Here is a 24,788-nt window from a genome sequence, read left to right on the forward strand (position 1 = left end):
TTTTAAAGCAGTAAAGGAGCTAAATATGATCAAAATTGTAGTGGTGGGTGCAAATCATGCCGGAACATCGGCCATTAATTTTTTGACGGATCTTTCAAAAGAAAATGAAGTAGTTGTTTTTGACAAAAATACCAATATCAGCTTTTTAGGCTGTGGAATGGCCCTTTGGATAGGAAATCAAATCAGGGGCTCTGAGGGTCTCTTTTATTCCAATAAGGAAAAACTGGAAGCAAAAGGAGCTAGGGTTACAATGGAAGCCGATATTACCCGAATCGACTTCGATAGAAAAATCGTATACGGAACGGTAAAGGGCTCTCAGCCTATAGAAGAATCCTACGATAAATTGATCCTTGCAACAGGTTCAATTCCCATAATGCCCAAGATTAAGGGCATGGATCTGGAAAATGTGCAGCAAGTAAAGATTTTTCAAAATGCTCAAGAAGTTATCGACAAACTAAAAAATCCCGAAATCAAAAACATTGCCGTAGTGGGAGCAGGCTACATCGGTGTCGAGCTTGCCGAAGCCTTCCAACGCCATCAAAAAAATGTAGTCCTCATCGATGCGATGCCCTCAAGTCTTTCCAACTATTACGATAAACCCTTTACCGATTTAATGGATAAAAATCTAAGCGATCACGGAATAAAACTTGCATACAATCAACTCGTTCAAGAGATTAAGGGAACCTCAAAGGTAGAAGCCGTTGTTACAGACAAGGGAGAATATCCTGCCGACATGGTGGTAGTCTGCATCGGTTTCAGACCCAACACCGACCTCGGAAAGGATAGGCTTGAAACCTTTAAAAACGGAGCCTACTCGGTCAACCTAAAACAAGAAACAAGCATGAAGGATGTTTACGCCATAGGCGACTGCGCAACCGTTTTCGATAATTCTTTAGGAGAAAAATCCTACATCGCCCTTGCAACAAATGCAGTAAGAAGCGGAATTGTGGCCGCCCATAATGCAGCAGGCGTTCCCTTAGAAGGCATCGGCGTTCAAGGTTCTAACGGTATCAATATCTATGACTTAAAGATGGTATCGAGCGGCCTTACTGTAGAGCGCGCAAAAAAACTCGGCCTTGACGTTGACTTTACCGACTTTGAAGACTTGCAGCGCCCCGAATTTATGGAACACGATAATCCGCCCGTAAAATTGAGAATCGTGTACGACAAAAAAACAAGGGTTATAATCGGAGCTCAAATGGCTTCAACCTATGATATGTCTATGGGCATCCACATGTTCTCCCTTGCTATTCAAGAGAAACTTACAATCGATAAGCTTAAACTCTTAGACATCTTCTTTTTACCCCACTTCAACAAACCGTATAATTATATAACGATGGCGGCCTTGGGAGCAAAATAAGCTTTAACAATTGTGTACGGCTTGCAATTTTAAGCGAGCCGTACAAGAGTTAGGACGACGCACTAACGCACGCAAAAAGAAAAATATTAAATTCAAATTGTATTGATGAATTAATTTTAAGGTAAGTCTATGAAAAAAAATTATCCGTCTGATATTTTTAAGTTAAATAAGTATTTTTTACTTCTTTTAATTTTATTTGGTTGTGTAAATTTTTATTTTACGATTGCTTCTTCGAATATGATTTCAAAAATTGCGGCTGAGGCAAGTTTAGGGAATCTGAAATTTTTGGAAGTTTTAAAAACAGCAGGCGTGATCTTAACTTTTTTTATATTTCAAATAGTTTTTAAGCTAATGCTGAACTCGCGATTTTTTAAAAAATCTGCACTAAAAATGCAAAATAAAATTATACAAAAATATTTTAGTTTGCCGTTTTCATTTTTTTATGAGCACAACGCAGGGGATATTGTATCATCAATTTATCAGTTTTCTGCCAGTTCCATATCGAATACGATTGCTTTTTTTGAAAATGTATCGCAAAGCTTATTGACTGCAATTATTCTTGCTTTCCTTTTTTATAAAAATTTTTGGCTCACATTGCTATTCTTAGTTTTTTCAATACCTTCAATCATTGTTCATCTTGTATATTTAAAAAAAATACAAAATATAAAAAGAAATGTAAATCAACTTTTTCCAAAAACTTTTAGAGAGTTAAAGGATGTTTTAACAGGAGCGTTGGATATATCTACAAATAATATTTATCCATTTTTTCAAAATAAATTTAAAACCGATTTTGATGATTTAACAATGAATGGCTTATATGCGGTTTCAAAAACTCAAAGATTACAACAACTTGTATTCGTAAATTCTCAACGCATTATTCCGCTGCTTGCTATATTAGTTTATATCTATTTTAATAATGCAACAGATTCAAGTTTTTTTATTGGCTTTTATTTTTTGACACTTATGATACCAAATCTGTATAATCTTTTTTTGCTAAAGCAGATTTATAGAAATGTAAAAATTACTCAAGAACCTCTTCAAGAGCTTTTTGAAACGCCTGATGAAAAAACCGGAAATACAAAATTTGAAATATTTAAGTATAAACTTACCGATTTTTCGGTTACGCTTAGAAAAAAGACATTGATTAATAAATTCAACTTAAATATACATGGCGGCGAAAAAGTGTTAATCATTGGAGGAAGCGGTACCGGCAAGTCTGTTTTATTAAATGCACTTATGGGTGTTGATTACCCGTGTACAGGCTCGCTGACAATCGGCGGTGTAGATATGGCGGCTGTTGACTTACAGGCAATGAGAAAACAAATTGGATATTGTGATGTAAAAGGTTATGTTATAACAGGTTCTATTTTGGAAAACCTTCAATTCAATAATTCTCTTTCTGAAACTGAAATTAAAGACCAATTAGAAAAAATGGGGATTTTAAAGTATATGCCGCGGCTTGCAGATTTAAATAGTGTAATTAGCTCTGATGAAGTTTCTGATGGTGAACGCGAAGTGATTTCTATTTTACGCTGTGTGTTTGCACAGCCTCAAGTTCTATTTTTAGATGAAGCAACGTCCGGAATGACTGCGGAAATTGAAAAAATTATTCTAACATTTGCACAGCAAAAGGTAAAAGCAATTATTGCAATAAGTCATAACTATACAACGACAAAATATTTTAATAGGCTTATTTATTTAAAGGGAAACACAATTGGGCTTGATATGCCAATGCAACAAGCCTTGAATACTGATGAGGTAAAAGAATTTTATTCTCATCAAATAGGCAATACAGAAGATGCAAAATAGGAGGGTATATGGAAACAAACTATATTAGAGAATATAAAAAATTATATTATAATGACAAGAAACTAATTGTACTGTGTATTTTTGTTCTGCATATTTTATCGGCCATAGTTCTTGCAACAAATGCATTCGTATCGAGAATATTTACTAATCAAAATCAATTTATATATTTAACATGTACTGCTATTACCATGTTTATATATTCAGCGTTGACAATTAGTCTTAATTTATTGGGCGAAAAATACTTAATGTTTCAACCATTATCAAAAATTATGCAAAAGAGTTTCGAGAAATGTACCAATGATTCTTCGGTAATATTTGGAAACTCACAAGCCGGCAGCGGTATTTTTTCAATCATAAGTTTACCGCAAACTATTATTCCTTTCTACCTTGCAAGGATCAGGTTTTTTTCGGATATGTTAATTTTTATAACGGTATCGGTAATTCTTTTTTTGTTTTCTCCATTTGCGTTATTTTTAGTTGCAATATCAATTGGATTAGACTTGTTTTTATTTATCTCCCGCAAAAAATTTGAAAGCTATAGACAAGAAATTGATGAGAATGGATTAGAGTCACAAATTATAACCCAAGATGTTTTTGATGCAATTGCATCTGTGAAACTAAATGCAGCAGATGAAGTTTGTGCGTATCTTATTGATGAAAAAAATAGAAAAGAATTAAATGTCAGTGTAAAAATGTCTAACTTGGAAAAAGTAGTTAATACGATAACTCAGTTAAAGTCATTAATAATGCAAATGCTCGGTGTTCTATTTTTATATTCATTTTCAGATTATATTTTAATTTCTGATATTGCAAATATTATGTTTGTAAGTTCAATAATATCTTCGGCCTCAAATAATATTATACATGGAATTATTGATATAAAAACTCTTTCACTCAGTGTCAGCCGGCATATCGATTTTTTAAGTACAAAAAATAAGGCAGAGTACTCTTTAGAAAAAAAACAAATAGATGATAATACAATTTTGGATTTGCAAAATATTCAATATAAAACAGCTGAGAAGACTATCTTTGATAATGCATGTTTAAAAATAGCAAAGGGTGAAAAGGTTGCTATTACGGGTCAAAACGGATCCGGAAAGTCTACCCTTTTAAAGATAATTGCTCATACATGTCCGGAGCTTGTTACAGCAGTGTGGAGTAAACCTCATTTATTCAATCTTTCTCTAAAAACAAATTTAACATTTAATAAAGATTTTGATATAAATAAAGAAAAGATTGAAAAGCTTTGTACCGAATTTGAATTAAACACTTTTTTAAATAGTCTGCCAAATGGCTTTGATACAAAAATCGATATGAATCAAATGACCATTTCTGACGGTGAGAATATGCGCTTAGCACTCGTTCGTAGTCTTGTTTATAATTCTGAAGTTCCAATTATTCTCTTGGATGAATTTTCTCGTAGTGTTGATTCTGCAATAGAAACAAAAATCGTCAAACATCTTTTATCATATAAAGACTTGACCGTAATTGCAGTTACAAACAGAACATCTACGGCTCAGTTGTTTGATAAAATTTATTGCATTGATCAGAATCAGATAAAGGTGTGCTAATACAAATAGAACTAATTAAAATAACGAACTTCAAATCGGATCTGTTCTTTTTACAAAAGCAGGTTAAGCGAATGTTATATACGCAGCCCTGTGGGCCGGTAAAGTAATATAAATGTACAAATAAACCGTTTTATTAAAGGCAAAATAAAATTGAATTTAACTACATAAATCCGCTTTATATATTGCCGATAATATGTTATAATATACCTATGAATAAGATAAGATACATATCTGTTAAAGAAACTGCAAAACGCTGGCAAATCAGCGAACGCAGTGTAAGAAATTACTGCATGCAGGGCAGAATTGTGGGAGCTCTTTTAGAAGGTAAAACATGGAAAATCCCTTCCGATGTAGAAAAGCCTCATCGAAAAACTCGTCATACAGCAAAACAAGATACTCTCTTATCATTTCTTAAACGTGAAAAGGAAACGGGTTTAAAAGGCGGAATTTATCACAAAATTCAGATTGACCTTACTTATAATTCAAATCACATTGAAGGTTCAAAACTTACACATGACCAAACTCGATTTATTTTTGAAACAAAAACACTTGGCATTACAGATGAGGTTGTTAGAGTTGATGATATTATTGAAACGGTAAATCATTTCCATTGTATTGATTTAATAATAGAAGGTGCACATACGAAACTGTCAGAAAGTTTTATAAAGCAGCTTCATTATATTCTAAAGTACGGCACAACTGACAACCGGAAATCATGGTTTAAGGTTGGGGATTATAAAATGCTGGAAAATGAAGTGGGCGGCGATGAAACTACAAAACCTTCTGATGTTGCATCAGAGATGAAAGTATTATTAATGGAATATAATTCAAAATCGGCGATCACTTTTGATGACATCTTAGATTTTCATGTCCGATTTGAAGCTATTCATCCATTCCAAGACGGCAATGGCCGTATTGGAAGATTAATAATGTTTAAGGAATGTCTTAAACATAATATCGTCCCTTTCATAATTACTGAAGAACTAAAAATTTACTATTACAGAGGAATTAAAAATTGGAAAAATGAAAGAGGTTATTTAAGAGATACCTGTCTTACCGGACAGGATTTAATGAAACAATGTTTGGATTATTTTGGTATTATGTATAATTAGTCATTAATTTCAGGTAATTCTTATTTACCCGACACATTATTGCATAAAAATTTTTTTTATTATATAGTTATTTATGAGTGTGCCAGATATGAAACTTTTTACATGGGAAGGAAAAAATGAGACCGCACAAAGATTGGAAAATCTATTAAAAAATCAAAATAATTTTATCTTTACCGAAAACAAACACAAAAGTTTTAACGCAGACATTGCAGAAAATCTTTATATAGAATCAGATAATCTATACGCTCTTCTTTTTTTGCAAAAAGATTATAAAGAAAAAATAAAAATAATATACATCGACCCTCCGTATAATACGGGAAAAAAATTTACTTATGCCGATAGTTTTCAAAGCATGGCCGAATGGATGAATTATCTTTATACAAGATTGAGCCTCGCAAAAACCTTATTAAGTAATGACGGGCTTATTTTTATAAGCATTGACGATAAGGCCTATCCTTATTTAAGAATCATCCTTGACGAAATTTTCGGTATGGAAAATTTTATTTCTACCCTTGTCTGGAATAACTCGACGGGCGGAGGCTTGCGGAAAAAACATATCAACACATCTCATGAGTACATCGTCTTATATGCCAAGAACAAAACTAAGATTAAGCCCATGACAGCCCCGATGCCTGAAAAGGCAAAAAGAATGTATAAATACAGGGACGATGAGGGCCGGCTTTTTAGGTATCAGCAATTTGCGTGGAAAAATAAGACGAAGGCAAAAAATCAAAGATATCCGATAAAAACTCCCGACGGTAATTTTATAATTCCAAAAGAAGGTTATATTTACCGCTTTGTCGAAAAAACTTTTTTAAACCTGTTAGAAAAAAATTTAATCGTATTTAAAAAAACGGACAAGTCCGTTTTTAAAGAGATAAACGGCAATCCTACCCGGTGGACGGTATGGGTAAAAACCTACCTTGAAAAAGAAGAAAAAACCGTTCCTAAATCGCTCCTCCCAACGGAGTATGTTAAAACAAATATACAAAGTGCTTATGAACAAAAAGTTTTATTCGGAGCAAAGCTTTTCGATTATGCAAAACCTGTCACTCTTTTAAAATATCTTTTTAAACTGGTTCCCGATTCGGAGGATGCTATTGTTTTAGATTTTTTTTCGGGTTCGGCAACAACAGCCCAAGCCGTAATGGAACTAAACGCAGAGTTTAACGAAACCCGAAAATTTATTTTGGTACAAAGGGACGAGCCCTGCCCTGAGGACTCCCCTGCCCTCACGTCCGGTTTCAAAACGATAGCCGAGCTGGGCAGGGAAAGAATTATAAGAGCCTCCTCACTAATCCAAAAAAGGTTCCCGGAAAAAACTTTCGGTTTCAAGTATTTGAAATTAAGCGGAGAGCAAAAGCCTACTTTTTAAGATACTTTTCAAACCAGTTAAATATCTCGGTTAAACGGCGGATTCGGTGCTTGGGCTTTCCTGTTCGGGAGAGGTCGTGATTTTCCCCGTGGAACAAGACAAGCTTTGCTTCACAGCCGTGATATTTGAGGGCCGTAAACATTTGGAAGGCGCAGGCCTCAAAACAGCGGTAGTCCTCATCCGATTGAATAAAGAGAGTCGGAGTCTTGCACTTATCGGCATACTTGAGGGGGCTGTGATCCCACATTTTTTCAAACCCCTTCCAAGGAGTTGCATTTCCGTTTTGATCCGAGTTAAAATAATAACCGATATCGGTCGTACCGAATTTGGAAATCCAGTTTGAAATAGAACGCTGGGAGCAGGCTGCAGCAAAGCGGTCTGTGTGGCCGATAATCCAGTTGGTCATAAAGCCGCCGTAAGAACCGCCCATAACGCCTACCCTATCCTTATCGATGTCCTTGTATTTTTTTAGAACCTCATCGGTTAATTTCATTAAGTCGGAGTAATCGATTGTACCGTACTTGCCCCGGATATCGGCAAAGGCCCGCCCCATTCCGTCGGCACCGCGGGGGTTTGTATAAAACACAAAGTAGCCTGATTGGGCTAAAAACTGCATCTCGTGATAAAAGATTGAGCCGTAAACTGTCTTAGGCCCGCCGTGGATGGTCAAAATACCGGGATATTTTTTTCCGGCCTTGTAGTTTAAGGGTTTTAAAACAAAGCCGTGGAGTTTAACGCCGTCATTTGTAAACTCGAATTCTTCGGGAACAATCTTTTGAAGTTTTGAAGCGTAAGCATTGTGCTTTGTAAGACAGTTTTCTTTTTCGCCGTCAAAAAGATAAACCTCCTGCAATTCCTGCTTTCTAAACCCGATAAAAAGAATTTTATCCTCATGAACGGCAAAGCAATCTACCGAGCCTTTTTCTGTAATAACTTGTTTTAATTCTCCTTTTTCGTCAATGACATTTACAAAAGAAGAATCATCCTCGGTTGTAATAAAATAATATTTTCCGTCCTTGACATGAGAGTTAGCTCCGCCCCCGTACCTTGAATCTGAACCTACGGAATTCCATAAGCTCTTGTCGTAATTCTTGGGCGAAATCATCTTGGCTCCGGTTCCAGTTTTGGGGATAAGATAAATATCGGCATCTTGATTAACGCCGTATTTTTTTCCGTCGGCACCCGTATAAAGAATTTTATCTGCGAAGAATTTGGCATCGGCATACATAAAATCCTGACCTGCATTTAAGAGCTTTGCCTTTTTGGTTTTTAAGGGCATGAGCATGAGTTCGTTATAGATGGGCATCTTATCTGTATAAGTAGACTTTGTAAATAAAATCTCTTGGGTCTTTTTATCGAAGTCAAAGCCGTCAACCTGAGTGAACTCATCTGTGAGGGCCGTACCCTTCATGTTTGAAAGATTGTAAACAAAGAGCCTGTTCCTCTTGCGTGAAGTAAAACCGCCTCCGTTTCTCCAAAAGGGAATCTCCTCAAAGATTTCATAATCGGCCTCGTCTTTTTTTGCTTCTTCGGCCTTTTCTTTTGGGAGCTTTTTAAAAGGGTCATCCTTCCATGAGTGTAAAACAACAGCCGTCTTTTTATCGGCAAATTCCATTTTTAAAACAGGATGGGGAAAGGTGTAGGCAAGCAAGGCTTCACCGCCTGACACGGGAATAGAATAAACAAAGGTTTTCTCTTTTTCTTCCTTTTCCTTTTTTGTTCTTCTTGCAGAAAAAAGAAGCCTGTCTCCGTCAAAGCCGTAAAAAGAATTTACGTCCTCGCCCGTCAGCTGCTTTGTTTTTTTTGTTTCCATGTCCAAAAGAAAAAGGGCCTTGTTATAATCGTTTTCGGTTAGGTCGGCATGGGCACACACATAGGCCGCATATTTTCCGTCTTCCGAAAATTTAACATTACTTAAAAATGAATAATTTTTAAAATCGTCCAACTTTATTGTTTTCATAAATTCTCCTCAAATATTCTTGTTAAATTACTATAACACTATTGAGAAGTTTGAACAAGGGGAGGAGGGTGGTAATTGCGGAAGTTATAGGTATGGAAAAGACACAACCTTTTCACATCATCTGTTGTTTAATTTTTATTTTGAGTTCCTTCCTGAGGATACTCTTTCATACCGTCTAACTTGCTTTGTAAGCACCATTTAGGAATACACTTTAATATGTTAGTTATCGCTATAGAGAATATAAAAGATATAACTCCAAAACAAATATTAAAGTTTGTATTTTTATCGCAATTAGAAAGTTGAATATATATTTTACAAAAACATAACTTTCCTAATATCTGATATGCCAATAATGTCCCCCAAGCAAGGGCTGTAACAAAAGCAAACAATAAAACTACTTTTGAAGTTGAGATATTCGCACCTGACAGAATACAGCAATAACTATGATTATTTTCTTTGTTCGGACAAAGTAGGTAAACCATTTCTTTAACATCTTTGTCTTTTTCATACTCATGCAACAGTTTTATCCAGTGTGTTACCCAATAATAGTAACCCTTGCATGACCAATACCAAAAAAGAGAAACCGCATAACCAAATATCAATAAAATTATTTTTTCAAAAGCAAACTCACCTTGAGATGTTAATAAGTTACAATAACCTACGAAAATTGCACCTATGGCAATATAAAAGAAAGCCATCCATGTGTGAAAATTTTTATAATGAAAGTTCCTTGCATCTATAAGCAGCTCATAACGGCTTTTAGAATTTGTATTTTCGCTCATTTATACTTCTCCTTTCTGAGGGTTTCTTAATTTTCCGCAATAATAAAATTTTATATTTATTCCCTTATCCGACTGAAAAAAGCCGGATAAGGGAAGTAAATAACTAGTATTCTCCTATCCTATCTTCAGGATAGCCTGAATCTTTTACAAGTTTTTTTATCCGTTCAAAATTAGGACCTGATTTTATAAGGACTTCTCTACAAAAAGATGGAGGCAAACCGGAAGGAGGAAAGCCGGGAGAACCAGGATAACCAAAAGCCCATTTTTCTATTGTAGTTATACTTTCAGGCAGTTTTACTTTTGAGCATGAATCAAAAACTTCTTTTTCTATTTTTGCAAAGCTTGTACACTCGGATAAATCTAAACATAGCAAAAGATTAGTACAGTCATAAAAACTATATTTTCCTATAGTAGTGAGACCTTTACACCCCGATAGGTCTAGTTTTTGCAAATCCTGACAAAAATAGAAAGCCTCTTTTCCTATGGCATCAAGATTTGCACAACCCGATAAGTCCAAATTCTTTAAAGAAGCACAGTTCCAAAAAGCACTATTTCCTATTTTAGTAATGGTTTTAGGAAACTTTACAGAAATTATTTCAGTACAGTCTAAAAAAGCTCCTTCATTCGATTTAGTGTTATCTTCTATTTCAGTAATACCATCAGGGATTATTATTTTACCCTTGGGTTCGCTTCCGGTATAACCCTTGCCGTCCGTAAGTTTAATTTTGTTATCTACAATATTAAACTTATTATAGTTGGTTACAGCATATACGGTTATGCTCTTATTTATTAGATAACCGGCGGTAAGTTTTTCCCCATTTTCATTACCGATTCTCCATTCATATATGCCGTAGTCATCCGTATCCCATACACTCATTAAAAATACCTTTTGCATCGCTTGAGATTCTATTTGCCCCCAAGTTAAGTTTTGGTTAGGCGGTATTTCAATAGATGCATTCTCGTGTAAAGCTATCCGCTCATCACCGTTTATTGTGATAATTTTTGCCGCGGGAGTGTTATCAACCGCCTTTTGCTTACAACCGGTAACAAGGCTGCTTAACAAAAGCGCCGCCATCAATACAAAGAAACCTAAGTTTATATATCGGGAATATAAACCGGTTTTTACATAATTAGTTTTCATATAAACTCCTTTTTGCAGATATTATCCGCATAAATTTTAGATATATTTTTATTGAGACTAAAATAATTGTGTGAGAATAAAATTTGTGTAAGATATTTGAATTTGCCGAAATAATTCTTAATTAAGCATTCATCACTCTTAACTATTTTTCGGGGGGGGGGGGGGGGATACTATACAGTATTTTCCTAATCTTTGTCTAGGGGTTTTTGAGTAAAAAATTGATTTTTTATCTAATAGAATACCGTGCTGTACCATACTCAATATTATAGGGTAAAGGGGAGATGCTGTCAAGGTTACAAATGTTGAGTGTCAAAATTTTATCTTTGTTACAGTTTTTCTATTTCTTCAACAGGAAGGCCGGTAGCTTCTGCTATATTTTCAATCGACAGCCCTAACCGAAATAAATTCCTTGCCGTCTCAAGCTTTGTTTGGTATACCCCGTCAGAAAATCCCTGTTGTATGCCAATCCTTAGGCTTTCTTCTCTTTGTACTTATATCCGTATCATAATCATATTCAGCTACTAACATGTTTATTACCTCCCTTGATTTTCTCATTAAGTATTCTCTTAAGATTCCTTTTTCTATACATATCTTTACCGCATTGGTAAAGCCGTTCTCTTAGGGAGAGAGAGGACACCTCGTTCAGAGCAAGGTTTCCTCTCTCTTCTTCCCGCACTGCTTAGGGCTCCGCCCTAAGAACCCGGTCTTCTTTAATTAAGATTACGGCACGGACACCGTAGAAGCCGCAAGTACACGATGTTTTAGGCTGTAAGCCTAAAACTCGAAGTCAAGTAATGTATACGGAAGTACATTCCTTGACTGGGCATATTCTCGTTTATAGTGGATTGGTGTTCTGCAAGAATAATAATCTTATTGTCTACAAGGCAGGAAACATCGTTGATTATGTTCATATACATAACATTATCAAGTCTTATATTTTCTACGGGACAAGACATTTGCAGGCTTGTTCCATTCAAGGCATTGTAAAGAGATAAAAAATTTTCCTTAGCCTTTTCGTCTTCACTAAAAAGGTCGACAAATACCGAATCTTTGTATTTTCTGTTTGCCGTACTCATAGCCGCTCCTAACTATCTGTATTATACCACAGATCAAAGGATTTTTAAAGCTGTAAGTATCGATATTTCACTTTGCAATTAAAACAACAACCGTACGGGCGAGTACTACATATATTTGCTGGTTCATAATTTGCTCGGTATTATCTTCATCTAAAAAATCTTTGCCGCCCGTGTACGAGGTATCTATCAGGCGATGCCAAACTGTTCCGCCTGAAGATGGAGGAGGAAGTCTTACCGTTATGTCGTTATTGTAACTATTGGCCATAACATAAAAATCGTTATCGTCTTCATCGCTTTCCAAATTAATTTTATTTCCGTCTATTAAAAAGGCTAAAAAATTAGAAGGCTTGGTCCAGTCCGGAGTTTTAGCCTGATAATCAAACCATGTAATATCATTCGGGGTTCCGTTATTTTTAGGCACACCTGTAAAAAAATGTTTTCTTAAAAAAGAAAAATGTCTTTTTCTCAAGTTTACAAGTTTTTTTGTGAATTCAAAAAAGTCCTTATTTTCTTCAACAAGTTCCCAATCAAACCAAGACATTTCATTGTCCTGGCAATAGGTATTGTTGTTACCGTTTTGTGTACGGAATACCTCATCTCCCATGTTAATCATAGGTGTGCCCGCCGAAAGAATAAGGGTTGTCAAAATATTTTTTGCAGACCTCATCCTCATAAGCTCAACCTCGTTAGAAGCCCGTCCCTCTATTCCGTGATTATAGCTTAAATTTTCATTTGAACCGTCACGGTTATTTTCTCCGTTTTCTTCATTATGTTTTTCGGAGTAGCTTAATAAGTCCCAGAGGGTAAAGCCGTCATGACAGCAAACAAAATTTATTGACTGATAAGGCCGTCTTCCGCTCTGAAAATATAAATCCGATGAACCGGTTACCCTGCTTGCTAAGTGCCTTATGTCGGGATTCGGCTGAAGCCAAAACTGCCTGACCGAATTCCTAAATAAATCGTTCCACTCTGCCCAGCGTCCCGGGAATTTTCCAACCATGTAGGCGCCGGCGGCATCCCAAGCTTCAGCTATAATCTTTGTAGAATGAAGCGCAGGATCATCCGCTATAGCCTGTATCATAAAAGAATTGAAATCTATATTTCCGGTTTTATTTCGTGCCAAAACAGGAGCCAAATCAAAACGGAATCCGTCCACATGCATTTCGGTTACCCAATAACGTAAGCAATCCAGAATAAATTTTATGACCGGAGTTTCTGAGGCCTTTATACTATTACCGCAGCCTGAAAAGTTTTTATAATAAAGCTTATTATCTTCAAGATGATAGTAAATGGAGTTATCCAATCCTTTAAAAGAAAAAACAGGACCGTTTTCGTTTCCTTCTGCAGTATGGTTAAAAACCACATCCAAGATTATTTCGATACCGGCCTTATGAAACTCCCTCACCATAAATTTAAACTCGTTTACGGCATTCCCGGGATCCTCGGCATAGAGGGCTTTAGGGGCAAAAAAAGCAATGGTACTGTAACCCCAATAATTTTTTAACCTGAGGCCTGTTTTCGGGTTCACGTTCATATTTTCGTTTTCATCAAATTCAAAAACCGGCAGGAGCTCAAGAGAGGTAATTCCCAAATCTTTTAAATAAGGAATCAGTTCCACAAGCCCTGAATACTTTCCCCTCTTAGTAGGGCTTATCTTATCGTTTAAAAAAGAAAAACCTTTTACATGGGCCTCATATATTACACATTTTTGGAGCGGGATATTTAAAGGCTTATCTCCCTGCCAATCGAATTCCCTTTCATTTACAACAACACACTTAGGAAAACCGTTTGCCGTTCTTTTATTTTGATTTTTACCGCCGGAGACCTTGCTTTTTATTTGATTAAAAATTTGCTCCGAATTAAATATGGAGTGAGCACTTATAAGCCGCGCATAAGGATCGAGCAAGTAATTATTTGTATCAAATAAATGGCCGGCTGAGGGTAAAAAATCCCCGTCTGCCGTATACAGATAAAAGGCCCAATTTTTCAGCCCTGCTGCAAACACATGCCAAATATCGCCTGTTTTATTTATTTGCGGATCCAGTTTATATGAGATTATAGGCTCGGAATCCTCTACCGTTTCAAATAAGTGAAGGACCATTTCTTTTGCATTTCTGGAAAAAACACTAAAATTTACCCCATCCGGGCTCAACTGAGCCCCAAGGGGTGCGGATCTTCCTTGAAAAAAAGATAAATCGTTCATATTCATCGTTAAAGTATAGTATGTATTTCAAATTTATGCTATAATGCGGAGTATATTTTAAAGGAAATAATGATGAAAAAGGTACCCATAATAAGCACAATAAAAACTACGGTCAACGGATTAAAAGCCGCTGCAGAGAATATTGAAAACGTCGACATTGCCGTTCTCGATAAATATGAAAACATCGTTTCATTCTTTAAATATGAAATGCCTGAAATTAAGATTATTGATTTTGCAGATCCCAATATAGATGCAGAGGCCTGCTTAAAAATCATAAAAGATGATCCTTGGCTTTTATTCGGAGGAATTATAGCAATAACGGAGACTCGCCATGAAAAGGCAAAACTGGAACAAATAAAAGAGCCGAACTTTTTATTTGTATGTACACGAAAAGACTTTGAAAAAAATACAACTCAAATAATAAAAATTTTAAATCAGCATCAGCACTTCCTTTTTAACCGCGGTATGCACCAAAGACCTGACGAAAAAGAAACGGGACACTTCGTAAGCGATACGGACCCTTTCGAAATTGTCTTTTATGCAAACCTAATTGGAACCTACCTATACAATACCGACAGGGTTAATGAAGAGGAAAGATCATCCTTACAAACGGCAATGATGGAATTTTTGCTTAATGCTGTAGAGCATGGAAACTGTAATATTTCCTATGAGGAAAAGAACAAATGGCTGAGAAGCGGCAAGAATATGCTTGACCTTATTGCCGAAAAACAAAAAAATCCCGAAATAAAAAAGAAAAAGGTTTATATCACATATTCGGTATTGCCCGAAAAAACAAAGATAACTATCAAGGATGAAGGAAATGGCTTTGACTGGAGGAGCCACCTTGAAGCAGACTTTGAAGCAGGCCTCCACGGTATGGGCATTAAACTTTCTCAAACTCTGGTAAAAAATATACGCTACAATAACATCGGAAATGAGGTTTCTTTTGAGGTAAAAAACCAAAGACACATAGCAAACCTGACCCCGGCTATTTTAAAATCGCAGCAATTACTAACCTTTAAGCATATGCAGATTGTTTGCCGTGAAAACGAAGACTCAAGCGACCTTTTCTATATAAGCTCGGGACGGTACGCTGTCTATGTAAACAATAAGCTGATGTCCGTTTTAACCCCTGCAGACATCTTTATAGGCGAAATGGCTTTTTTAATGAACGACAGAAGATCTGCAACAGTGGTGTCCATAGGTGAAGGTTCTCTTGTTAAGATTCCTAAAATGAAGTTTATGCAGCTGATTGAGAAGTATCCTCATTACGGTATCTTTTTGTCCCGCCTGTTGGCTAACCGCCTAGCCCGCCAATCAAAGGTTACGGCAAAGCTAAAAGAAGAACAAGAAAACTGTAACAAGTGTGAAGCCCAATAAAAGGCCGTTCGTTTAACTAGCGGAATTCTATCAGAATTTCTTTTAGAGTTTTTACAAAGACCTCAAGCTCTTTTTTTTGTGTTGAAGGGCCTATCGAAACCCGCACCGAATTTTGCTGCACCTTAGCATCGATTTTCATTGCCTCTAAAACGGGACGGATTTGCTTTCTTGAAGAACATGCAGAACCTGTAGAAATACAGATTCCCTTCTCCGATAAGCAGCGGACAAGAACCTCACCTGTCAATTCTTTAACGGCAAACTGTAAAATCCACGGAGAAAATTTATCTTTTAGCTGAGGACGAGCTTCAGGGATAAAACTTAAACCCGCAATACCCGATAACTCATCAATTAAAAAATCCATCAGTTTTTTTGCATGAGAAACATAAATATCTAAGTTCTCATAATATTTTTTTAAGCAGCCGGATAAGGCTAAAATACCAGCAAGGTTTTCGGTTCCGGGCCTTATACCATTTTCTTGCCCGCCCCCGCGGATAAAGGATTCTATGTTTTTTTTAAGATACAAAAAACCGATTCCTCTGGGAGCTCCTATTTTATGCCCGCTAAAAGAAGCGGAATGAACAGCCGTCTTTGACAAATCAAAGGGAATTTTCCCTATAGCCTGCACAGCATCCGTATGAAAGTGAATCTTTCTTTTTCCCTTAGAATATTCCTCAAGGGCCTTCCCTATTTCGGCTATGGGCTGAATTGCTCCTGTTTCATTGTTTACTGCCATTACAGAAACAAAGACCGTATCGGAATCTATGGTTTTTAAAACGGCATCGGCACTTATAAAACCGTTTTTGTCTGCCGGAATTTGCAAAATCTTATAACCTCGGGCCTTCATAATATCAGCCTGCTCCCTAACGGCGGAGTGTTCTATATTGCTTACCGCAATCGAGCATGTAGAAGGATGGGACAAAAGGGAGAGCATGGGTATGTAATCACCCTCGGTTCCGCCAGATGTAAAAACAATATGCTCAGGAACCGTATTTAAAAGACCGGCAATTTCAGAACGGGCTTCTTCGAGAATTTTTCGAGCTTCTTTACCCATAAAATGCTTTGCAGAAGGGTTTGCAAAGTATTCAAAAGATTTTTTTAAGGCTTCAGTAATTATATCTTCTTGAGGAAGGGCTGTAGCCGCCCAATCCAAATAAATCATAGGACCTCCCGAATAATATCTTCAGAAACCTCGCAGGTAAAGGTTTCGCAAATATTTTTTTGCAAAATTAAACGGATCTTTCCGTTTATGTTTTTTTTATCTTTTTTCATTGCTAAAATTATTTCATCCGGGTCAGGTAAAACCGATTCATCCGGCAAGCCGTAGACCTTGATAAGATCTATAACCTCATCAGTATAAGCGGGATCGGTCAAGCCAAGTTTTTTACCTACAAGCAGAGCCCTCGAGATTCCCCAAGCAACAGCTTCTCCGTGAGAAACTTGAGAAAAGTTTAAAACCGACTCCAGTGCATGACCAAAAGTATGCCCTAGGTTTAAAAAGGCCCTTTCATTTTTTTCGTCAAAGTCGCGGCTTACAACCTGAGCCTTAGCCTCAACGGCCTGTTTTACAAGCTCTAAACAAAGGTCCTCATCCCTTGCCAATATCTTTTCTTTTTGAGTCCTAAAGGCTTGATAAATATCGTTTGAATATAAAAGGCCCATCTTAAATATTTCCGACAAACCTGAAAGATATTCTTCCTCGCTTAAGCTTTTTAAAACCTTGGGACTTATGTAAACTTCATCAGCCTTAAAAAAGGTTCCAACCATGTTTTTATAACCGTCAAAATTTATTGCGGTTTTTCCGCCTATGGCTGCATCAGCCATGGCTAAAAGACTTGTAGGAACAAGCTTGCATTTTGCCCCCCTCATATAAACCGAGGCAGCAAAAGCCGCCAAATCGCAAACAAGGCCGCCTCCGGCTCCGATAAAAACAGAATTACGGCTTAAGCCCGCATCGAGGGCTGTTTTTAAGATGAGCACAAGGGAGGTAAAATTCTTATGTTCTTCTCCGGCTTCAATTATAACCAATGGAAGGTCAGAACGGAAATTCTTTGCAGCCCTTGCGATAGAGGCCGTATTGGAATCGGCAATGTACATTCCGCCCGATATGCCTACAGGCGGTAAAGAAGGCTCATCGCAGTAAAAAACTTCAGTTTTTCCTTGAACCGTTGTAAACTCAAAGCTATCCATAACTTTCATAGTTTTTAAAGCATCTTCAGCATTTGCAGCACCAGAAGAGAGGAATCCTTTGCTGCCTGTGCCGAAAAAACATCATAAGAAATTTTAGCAGCCTCGTCCCTGCCGGCCGTATCGGAAATACTTCTCAAAATTAAAAAGGGGATTTTATTTATTTTGCACACCTGAGCTGCGGCGGCACCTTCCATTTCAACACAGGCAGGATTAAATTCTTTGATAATCCTTGCCCTGATTTTTTCATCGGATACAAAAACATCTCCTGAGGCAATGAGGCCTTCAACAAGTTTTAAATTTTTTATATGCTCATCGTCATGTTCTTGTTGCATAGTCTTAAAGGCTTTTACGGCGAGATTTTTAAGCTTTTTATCGGCAGGCCAAAAAGGCGACTTTGTCATAGGCACCTGTCCAAGAGGATAGCCGAAGGCCGTTGCATCCACATCGTGCTGAACGGCTTCCGACGATACAACAATATCAAAAACCTTTAAGTCTTCTATCAGACCGCCGGCAGCCCCTGTGTTTATTACGGCATCAACCTTAAACTCCGAAATAAGAATTTGACAGCAAAGAGCTGCATTCACCTTGCCTATTCCGCTGCAAACCAGAACAACATCCTTTCCCATTATCGTACCGGTAAAAAAATTAAGGCCGGCAATTTTACGAATTTCCCCAACTAAATGCTTTTTTAAAAGTTTAACTTCCTGCTCTTCAGCGCCGAAAATTCCTATCTTCATATCTTAACCTCTTTCTAAATTCAAAATAAGGGCATATATTGTAGCAAATGCCTTACAGTGTTTCAATAGCTTAAAGCTTTTACCTCTTCTATATTTTAAATCAGCTTAAGCTTTCCGTCTTCCATTCCCCGATAGTTCTTTCTTCTTCATCAAAGCTTGAACCTATCAGGATTATCTTTTTCCCTTCTGCCTTAAATTGTTCGGCATAGCCCTTCTCTTTTATTTGTGCGATCGCATCTTCGGCGGTGCCGGCACTCATAAGCTTAAACTCAAAGATGTAGATTGTGTCTCTGGTATGCACAATGCAGTCAGCCCTGCCCTTTGCACAGTGGATTTCAGTCTGTACAAATTGTCCCATAAGCTTAAAGATTAGGTAGACTGCCGTCTGATAGTTTTGCTCCCTTAGTTTGAGCTTATCTTTAGGCAAGTTATCGTAAGGAACGCCTGCTATTATAGCCTGCATCCGCTCCATAAACTCATCTACATTCCCCGCCCGGATATCTTCGGCAAACCTCCATACGGAAGAGGCCGTTTCATAAGGCCTAAGAGAAGAGTATGCAGGCACAAGGTTTTCTAAAAAGCCGTAACGCACCTCATCATTAGGGAAGCCCAAGCGGTAGATATCGGCAGCCTCTATATATTCTTTTATCGTTAAATACCCCGATTGAAAAAGTATGGGCAAGGGGTCTTTTGCATCAGCTCGATATAGGTCTATCCCTGCCTCATTTATTTCGACTCCTCCGTCTAAATCGGGCACATTGTAATAAGCGTCTTTTAGGTAGTTTACCAAAAAGGTAGGTGTACCTGTCGCAAACCAGTAATTTTTTAATTCACCTGAGCTGAGAGTATTTAATATGCTGAAAGGATTATATACCGATTCTCCTAAAACACTGAACTTATAACCGTCATAGCGCTTTTTTAATTCTTCAAGCATTTTGTCATAAGAGTTTTTAGTGTTATTTGTTAATCTTTCTATTTCGGGCTGAAAGGTGTTTTCTATTTCGCCTTGTGTCAGTCCGCATATTTCGGCATAATCATTCAGCATACTTATATCCTGTAAATTATTTAAATCGCTGAATATGCTTATTTTGCTAAACTTTGTTACCCCCGTTAAAAAGGCAAAGCGGATATATTGGTCGCAGGTTTTTATTACGGAATAAAAGGCTTTTAGGGTATTGCGGTATTCTTCGTTTAAGGCCTCGTTTATACTCATTGTCTGTAAAAGCGGCTTGTCGTATTCGTCCACAAGGATGACCGCTTGGCGCCCCGTTTTTTCGTAAGCACGCTTTATCACACCGGCAAAGCGTTGGGCAGGCTCTTCTTCTTGTTTATTAGCCCCATATATTTCTTCAAATTGACTTAGGGCAAGGTTTAAATGACTTTTTAAGGAATGAGGTTCATCGTATTTGCCTATATTAAAATCCAAGTAGAGCACAGGATACTCCACCCAAGCTTCAGTCTTTTCGATTTCGGCCCTTTTTTCTTCAGCTTTTTCTATATATAAATCTTTAAACAGTTCTTTTTGACCTAAAAAGTAAGACCTCAAGGTTGAGAGAAAGAGGCTTTTACCGAAGCGGCGCGGACGGCTTAAAAAATACACCTTGCCTAAGTTAGCCAGCTTAAAGGCATATAAAGTTTTATCTACATATAAAAATTGCTTTCTGCGTAAATCTTCAAAACTTTGGATCCCTATCGGTATCTTTCGTGAAAAATCAAAATCCATATTAAGCCTCCTTAATAAGATTATAGCATAAAAAGAGGGGATTATTCTATATCTTGATTTATTAAGACGGTATACAAACAAAAAACCGCCCCGTAAAAACTTAATGTTTTACAAAGGCGGTTGATTTAAAATATTTACAGCTTTACTCTTTTGCAGGCTCGGTATATAACTCGAAAGGAGTTACCGCCGAAGGCAGACCCTCTACCAAGGCCGGAAGGGACAACAGAATGGTGTCCTGAAAAAGAGGGATTCTAAATTCTCCGACAAAATCTTCTCTTCCGTCGGTAAATCTTATAACAACCCTGTGTTTTTGGCCTCTCAAAAGGATCTTATCCCTATCGCCCTTAAAAAGCTCCAAGGGTTCTTCATTATTAAAAGTAACTTCAATTGCATCAAAGGCCTTAAAGCTGCCGTCAGCAGCCTTTTTATTTTCAAACAAGACTGCGTGAGTTCTGCCAAAAGTGAACATCAGTGCAAGTAACAAAACATAAAGAATAGGCAAAATTATTCTTATTGCCAAAACCGTTTTTTTCGACTGTATTCTCATTTTTCTTCTCCTTCAGCTTGCAAACGCAATTCGGAACGTTTCTTTTCCGCATTTCGCTGATTTCTTGCAGCATAGAGTACCAAGGAAAGGGCTATAGCTGCATAACCTGCAAAGTCTCTAAAATACTCACCAATCATTGCAGAACCAAGAAGCTGTTGGCCTGCCATCGGGGTAACAATGTACAAGAAGTGGAGAAGGACAACACCTATAAAAACATTCTTTATACTTACCCTGCTGACCGAAGCGCCTCCGACCAAGATGGCGGCTGCAGCAAAGAAACCGGTCTGGTCGTGAGCATTGTAGGTACTCATATTTCCCATATTCTGTAAGAATATAATCTGTCCTATACAGGCCAAAACCGTCGAAATTATTATCGAAATAATTCTTGTGTGTTCAACTGCAATACCTGCCGAATTTGAAACAGATTGATTTTGACCGATTGCCCGCATATCCTGCCCAAGCTTTGTTTTTCTAAACCATACGATAAAGAAACAAAGAGCAATGATGATAAGATAGGATAAAACAGGTATACGTAAGCCTGCAATATTAAATGAGAATGTCGTATCGAGCACCTGCCTTACGGGAGCAAGCTCAAGGGTGTTTCTAACTCCGAAACCTCGCGAAAGCTTTATGGCTTTATTGTGCATCGGAATAACAGAACCCATCAGATACAGAACAAAGAACTGATATACACCGTTGAAGAAAAAGCCCAAGATATAACTTGTTACCATTTCCCGGCCTCTTGCCTTGTTGAGGATGGAACCTGCTATATAGCCCAACAAAACCGAAAGAGGCATTCCTATCAAGGCAGCAAAGACCAATCCGTAAATACCTCCGATACCCCAGTCCATAGCAAATATTAAGCCTATCTGTCCAGCCATTGCACCCAAGACCATACCGAAGTTTATACCCATACCGGCCATAATCGGCAAGATAAGAGAGAATACCAAAAATGAGTTTCTTCCTATTCGGGTTAAAATCTCGCCGATAATGTGATGGGCCGAAAGCCCCGACACGGGAATAGCCACAAAAGAAATTAATAGGAAGAGAAGCGAAACAAGATTATCAGCCAAAAAATCGAGCATCGAAAATTTCTTTAATTTTCTATTTAATTTTTCCGTTATTTTATTCATAATCAATTACCTCGTCTTTTGCGTTTTTCTTGTCAAAGCATATAAGATCATACCGTTTGAAAGTACGATTCGGATAACCTCAGACATGTCGGTCTGCAAAATACTGTTTATAACCGAAGGAGTCATCGACAAGATTCCCTGAAAAAGAACAGTGCCTATGACAACGTTTAAAATCGAAGCTTTATTTACCGAAGCACCGCCTATAAGAATAGCGGCTACTGCGGGAAAGGCCATAAAGAGCGGGGCCTTATAAAGCTGGATAAAACCGAAGCTCTGCTGATACAACAAGATTCCGACTCCTCCGCATATTGTGGAAAGAATTATACTTATAGTTCTTGCCTTGTTTATGCTCACACCGCTAGCTCTTGCAAAATCGGGATTGGAACCTACGGCCGTCAAAGCCGTGCCTGTCCTTGTCTTCATAAAAATCTTCATCAAGAACATACAGACTGCGCAGAATAAGATAACACCCGTCGGGAATTTAAATGAACCTATCTCAATAGCCAAAAAGTTATTTAAAATATTTACCCAATAGCCTTCAAGAGTTATTGTAGTACGCAGGCCTTGTCCCGAATAAGCCCAAACCATACTCGGATTTGAATAAGGAAGTACTATCCACAAAATAGCCATAAAGGTGACGGATGCAAAGCCGATGTACATGGCTATCGTCATCTCCTCGCCCTTAACCTTATTTAAAACCTGACTATAACCGAAGCCTATTATTCCTGAGAATATTATCGTTAAAAGCACGGCGACGGCAAAACCGGCAAGTCCTACAAGTCCGAATTGCATCGCCAAGGTAGAGCCTAAAAGGCCGCCCAAAACTCCCAATGAAAGACCGAAGTTTAAGCCGCAGCCTGTTTGAATCATGGGAACCATGGCCAGAACCATCAAGGCATTCATACCGAAACGGTTTGCAACGTCCGAAAGAGAGGCTCCGATGCTTACCTTAACAAAGGGAGCGATTATAAAAAGGGTAAGAAGGAATAAGAGAATAATTATTCTCGGTATACCGAAATCTGCAACTATCTTTTTAAATTTTTCCATATTATTTTACCCCCGCCATATATAAAGCAAATTCGGCCGGCTTTTCTTCCGGCGATAAAACACCCGAAATCTCTCCGTGGAAAACAATTGCGACCCTGTCACAGATAGAGCGCAGTTCTTCAAGCTCACTGGAAATCATAACAATAGTAGTTCCAAGCTCCTTGTTGATTTTTCTCAAGGCATCCAAAACAAGGGCCTTTGCACCTACGTCAATACCGCGGGTGGGCTCTGCAACAAAAAGAATTTCAGGTTCAAGGCAGAAGGCCTTAGCTAAACAAATCTTTTGCTGATTGCCGCCTGAAAGTTCCTTTGCTTTTTGATGACTTCCCGTACAGCGGATTTGAAGCATATCTATGTACTTATCTGCCAAAGTTTTCATAGCCTTTTCATCTCTAAGTTTAAGCAACCCGCCTAGATAACTTTTTAGGTAGGACCTCTTAGATTGAATAGCCGTAAAAGCAATATTCCACTCAAGGCTTTCATCAAGAAGAAGGCCTACACCCCGCCTGTCTTCAGAAACAAAGGCTAAGCCGTCCTGTAAGGCCTGCTTGGTGTTGTTTAAGGTAAGCTCCTTTCCTTTAAAGGTTACGGTTCCTCCTGCCGGAAAAATGCCCATAATTCCGTTGGGAATACCGACCTTTCCTTGTCCTGCAAGCCCTCCTATACCGAAGATTTCACCTTCTTTAACCGAAAAATTGACATTTCGGACAAGCTCACCGGGCATATCAACCCAGAGATTTTTTACATCAAGCACTACAGGCCCGATTTTTTTATCATTATCCTTTTTTTCCGTATTGGAAATTTCGCGGCCTACCATACCTGCCGCAATTTCAGGAATTGTAATCTCACTTGTTTTCTTATCTTGAATCGTCTTTCCGTCTCTTAAGATTACGACCCTATCGCATATGTCGATAACTTCCTGCAATCTGTGAGAAATAAAAATTACCGATATCCCCTTAGCTGCAAGTTTTTTTACCGCCTCTAAAAGAATGTCCGCCTCAGATTCGGTTAAAACAGCGGTCGGCTCATCTAAAACCAAGAGCTTTACATTATCTCTATCTATCTCACGTGCAATCTCGGTAAATTGTTTATGCCCAACAGGCATTTCCGAAATCAATGTATGTGCATCTATAGAAACGCCCAACTCGTTTAAAACGGCTTGAGCTCTCTCATTCATTTCTTTTCTTTTGAGTAAACTTAATCTCGGGGTAAATAAATCTGAAAGAATAGAAGGAATTTGCAGCTCCCTGTTCAGCATGATGTTTTCTGTTGCAGAAAAGCCCGGGATAAGTGAAAATTCTTGGTGAACCATTCCTATACCGGCATCAAGAGCATCAAAGGGGCTTGAGAATTTGACCTCTTTTCCATCAACCAGAATTCTTCCCCCATATCCGCCCGTTTCATTTATAACAGGCATACCGAATAAAATCTTCATCAAGGTGGTCTTTCCTGCCCCGTTTTCGCCGACTAAGCCAAGTATCTCTCCTTTTTTTAAAGAAAAATTTACACCTTGAAGTACCTGCGTCCCTGAAAATTCCTTTGTCACATTTTCAAGAACCAAAAAAAATTCATTATTGTCCATAATCCGCATTGTTCCTTAAAATAAAAACGGAGGGTGGGGATCTTTGTCCCGACCCTCCGTTAG

General features: G+C 37.7%; 18 protein-coding genes and 1 pseudogene. 6 read left to right on the forward strand and 13 right to left on the reverse strand.

Annotation, left to right across the window (positions count from 1 at the left end; translation table 11 throughout):
• The first annotated feature begins 25 nt into the window (after positions 1-25).
• From nox to E4O04_RS00560, 5 genes are all read left to right on the forward strand, one after another.
• On the forward strand, positions 26-1,360 hold the full coding sequence (gene nox / locus E4O04_RS00540) for a H2O-forming NADH oxidase (RefSeq protein WP_253708955.1): 1,335 nt from the start codon (positions 26-28) through the stop codon (positions 1,358-1,360).
• A 129-nt stretch (positions 1,361-1,489) separates the two neighbouring features.
• Positions 1,490-3,169, forward strand: a complete 1,680-nt coding sequence (locus E4O04_RS00545; protein WP_253708958.1) for an ATP-binding cassette domain-containing protein — start codon at positions 1,490-1,492, stop codon at positions 3,167-3,169.
• Between the two features lie 8 nt (positions 3,170-3,177).
• Complete coding sequence (locus E4O04_RS00550; RefSeq protein ID WP_253708960.1) at positions 3,178-4,740, forward strand: ATP-binding cassette domain-containing protein; 1,563 nt, start codon at positions 3,178-3,180, stop codon at positions 4,738-4,740.
• A gap of 209 nt (positions 4,741-4,949) precedes the next feature.
• Positions 4,950-5,852 carry a Fic family protein gene (locus tag E4O04_RS00555; RefSeq protein WP_253708963.1) on the forward strand — a complete coding sequence of 301 codons (903 nt, stop codon included), beginning with the start codon at positions 4,950-4,952 and terminating at the stop codon, positions 5,850-5,852.
• A gap of 88 nt (positions 5,853-5,940) precedes the next feature.
• Positions 5,941-7,227, forward strand: coding sequence for a site-specific DNA-methyltransferase (locus E4O04_RS00560; RefSeq protein ID WP_253708966.1), 1,287 nt, complete (start codon positions 5,941-5,943; stop codon positions 7,225-7,227).
• On the opposite strand, the gene E4O04_RS00565 is transcribed toward E4O04_RS00560, so the two are convergent.
• The 5 genes and pseudogenes from E4O04_RS00565 to glgX form a co-directional block, all read right to left on the reverse strand.
• Entirely contained in the window at positions 7,217-9,187 is a 1,971-nt protein-coding gene (locus E4O04_RS00565; RefSeq protein WP_253708969.1) for an alpha/beta hydrolase family protein, read from the reverse strand. The two genes, E4O04_RS00560 and E4O04_RS00565, sit on opposite strands and share 11 nt — an antisense overlap.
• A 128-nt stretch (positions 9,188-9,315) precedes the next feature.
• A complete protein-coding gene (locus tag E4O04_RS00570; protein ID WP_253708971.1) occupies positions 9,316-9,969 on the reverse strand; it encodes a RipA family octameric membrane protein in 654 nt (217 codons plus the stop codon).
• A gap of 103 nt (positions 9,970-10,072) precedes the next feature.
• A complete protein-coding gene (locus E4O04_RS00575) occupies positions 10,073-11,110 on the reverse strand; it encodes a leucine-rich repeat domain-containing protein (RefSeq protein WP_253708974.1) in 1,038 nt (345 codons plus the stop codon).
• Positions 11,111-11,436: 326 nt separating this feature from the next.
• Positions 11,437-12,186 (reverse strand): annotated as a pseudogene (locus E4O04_RS14125) (hypothetical protein).
• A 67-nt stretch (positions 12,187-12,253) separates the two neighbouring features.
• The gene (gene glgX / locus E4O04_RS00590; RefSeq protein ID WP_253708977.1) at positions 12,254-14,395 is read right to left on the reverse strand and encodes a glycogen debranching protein GlgX; all 2,142 of its coding nucleotides are present in this window, start codon (positions 14,393-14,395) and stop codon (positions 12,254-12,256) included.
• 66 nt (positions 14,396-14,461) lie between these two features.
• On the opposite strand from glgX, the gene E4O04_RS00595 reads away from it, so the two are divergent.
• Positions 14,462-15,769 (forward strand): cyclic nucleotide-binding domain-containing protein, encoded by a 1,308-nt coding sequence (locus E4O04_RS00595; protein ID WP_371921984.1) that lies wholly within the window; start codon positions 14,462-14,464, stop codon positions 15,767-15,769.
• 16 nt (positions 15,770-15,785) lie between these two features.
• On the opposite strand, the gene E4O04_RS00600 is transcribed toward E4O04_RS00595, so the two are convergent.
• The 8 genes from E4O04_RS00600 to E4O04_RS00635 form a co-directional block, all read right to left on the reverse strand.
• Positions 15,786-16,928 (reverse strand): cysteine desulfurase family protein, encoded by a 1,143-nt coding sequence (locus E4O04_RS00600; protein WP_253708980.1) that lies wholly within the window; start codon positions 16,926-16,928, stop codon positions 15,786-15,788.
• Positions 16,925-17,956 (reverse strand): 3-dehydroquinate synthase, encoded by a 1,032-nt coding sequence (locus E4O04_RS00605; RefSeq protein WP_371921983.1) that lies wholly within the window; start codon positions 17,954-17,956, stop codon positions 16,925-16,927. Before E4O04_RS00605 ends, E4O04_RS00600 begins: the two co-directional genes overlap by 4 nt.
• A gap of 14 nt (positions 17,957-17,970) precedes the next feature.
• Entirely contained in the window at positions 17,971-18,693 is a 723-nt protein-coding gene (locus E4O04_RS00610) for a 5'-methylthioadenosine/adenosylhomocysteine nucleosidase (protein ID WP_253686423.1), read from the reverse strand.
• 100 nt (positions 18,694-18,793) lie between these two features.
• A complete protein-coding gene (locus E4O04_RS00615; protein WP_253686421.1) occupies positions 18,794-20,416 on the reverse strand; it encodes an ATP-binding protein in 1,623 nt (540 codons plus the stop codon).
• A 142-nt stretch (positions 20,417-20,558) separates the two neighbouring features.
• Positions 20,559-20,963 (reverse strand): DUF6672 family protein, encoded by a 405-nt coding sequence (locus tag E4O04_RS00620; protein ID WP_253708981.1) that lies wholly within the window; start codon positions 20,961-20,963, stop codon positions 20,559-20,561.
• A complete protein-coding gene (locus tag E4O04_RS00625) occupies positions 20,960-22,096 on the reverse strand; it encodes an ABC transporter permease subunit (RefSeq protein WP_253686417.1) in 1,137 nt (378 codons plus the stop codon). The genes E4O04_RS00620 and E4O04_RS00625 overlap by 4 nt, the downstream gene beginning before the upstream one ends.
• A gap of 6 nt (positions 22,097-22,102) precedes the next feature.
• A complete protein-coding gene (locus E4O04_RS00630; protein ID WP_253708984.1) occupies positions 22,103-23,143 on the reverse strand; it encodes an ABC transporter permease subunit in 1,041 nt (346 codons plus the stop codon).
• 1 nt (position 23,144) lies between these two features.
• Positions 23,145-24,725, reverse strand: a complete 1,581-nt coding sequence (locus E4O04_RS00635) for a sugar ABC transporter ATP-binding protein (protein WP_253708986.1) — start codon at positions 24,723-24,725, stop codon at positions 23,145-23,147.
• Between the last annotated feature and the right edge of the window lie 63 nt (positions 24,726-24,788).

Source organism: Treponema sp. OMZ 799, assembly GCF_024181365.1.
Taxonomy (GTDB): domain Bacteria; phylum Spirochaetota; class Spirochaetia; order Treponematales; family Treponemataceae; genus Treponema_B.

Coding starts and splice junctions, on each gene's coding strand:
- nox (WP_253708955.1), top strand. CDS start 26: ATGATCAAAATTGTAGTGGTGGGTGCAAATCATGCCGGAACATCGGCC.
- E4O04_RS00545 (WP_253708958.1), top strand. CDS start 1,490: ATGAAAAAAAATTATCCGTCTGATATTTTTAAGTTAAATAAGTATTTT.
- E4O04_RS00550 (WP_253708960.1), top strand. CDS start 3,178: ATGGAAACAAACTATATTAGAGAATATAAAAAATTATATTATAATGAC.
- E4O04_RS00555 (WP_253708963.1), top strand. CDS start 4,950: ATGAATAAGATAAGATACATATCTGTTAAAGAAACTGCAAAACGCTGG.
- E4O04_RS00560 (WP_253708966.1), top strand. CDS start 5,941: ATGAAACTTTTTACATGGGAAGGAAAAAATGAGACCGCACAAAGATTG.
- E4O04_RS00565 (WP_253708969.1), bottom strand. CDS start 9,187: ATGAAAACAATAAAGTTGGACGATTTTAAAAATTATTCATTTTTAAGT.
- E4O04_RS00570 (WP_253708971.1), bottom strand. CDS start 9,969: ATGAGCGAAAATACAAATTCTAAAAGCCGTTATGAGCTGCTTATAGAT.
- E4O04_RS00575 (WP_253708974.1), bottom strand. CDS start 11,110: ATGAAAACTAATTATGTAAAAACCGGTTTATATTCCCGATATATAAAC.
- glgX (WP_253708977.1), bottom strand. CDS start 14,395: ATGAATATGAACGATTTATCTTTTTTTCAAGGAAGATCCGCACCCCTT.
- E4O04_RS00595 (WP_371921984.1), top strand. CDS start 14,462: ATGAAAAAGGTACCCATAATAAGCACAATAAAAACTACGGTCAACGGA.
- E4O04_RS00600 (WP_253708980.1), bottom strand. CDS start 16,928: ATGATTTATTTGGATTGGGCGGCTACAGCCCTTCCTCAAGAAGATATA.
- E4O04_RS00605 (WP_371921983.1), bottom strand. CDS start 17,956: ATGGATAGCTTTGAGTTTACAACGGTTCAAGGAAAAACTGAAGTTTTT.
- E4O04_RS00610 (WP_253686423.1), bottom strand. CDS start 18,693: ATGAAGATAGGAATTTTCGGCGCTGAAGAGCAGGAAGTTAAACTTTTA.
- E4O04_RS00615 (WP_253686421.1), bottom strand. CDS start 20,416: ATGGATTTTGATTTTTCACGAAAGATACCGATAGGGATCCAAAGTTTT.
- E4O04_RS00620 (WP_253708981.1), bottom strand. CDS start 20,963: ATGAGAATACAGTCGAAAAAAACGGTTTTGGCAATAAGAATAATTTTG.
- E4O04_RS00625 (WP_253686417.1), bottom strand. CDS start 22,096: ATGAATAAAATAACGGAAAAATTAAATAGAAAATTAAAGAAATTTTCG.
- E4O04_RS00630 (WP_253708984.1), bottom strand. CDS start 23,143: ATGGAAAAATTTAAAAAGATAGTTGCAGATTTCGGTATACCGAGAATA.
- E4O04_RS00635 (WP_253708986.1), bottom strand. CDS start 24,725: ATGGACAATAATGAATTTTTTTTGGTTCTTGAAAATGTGACAAAGGAA.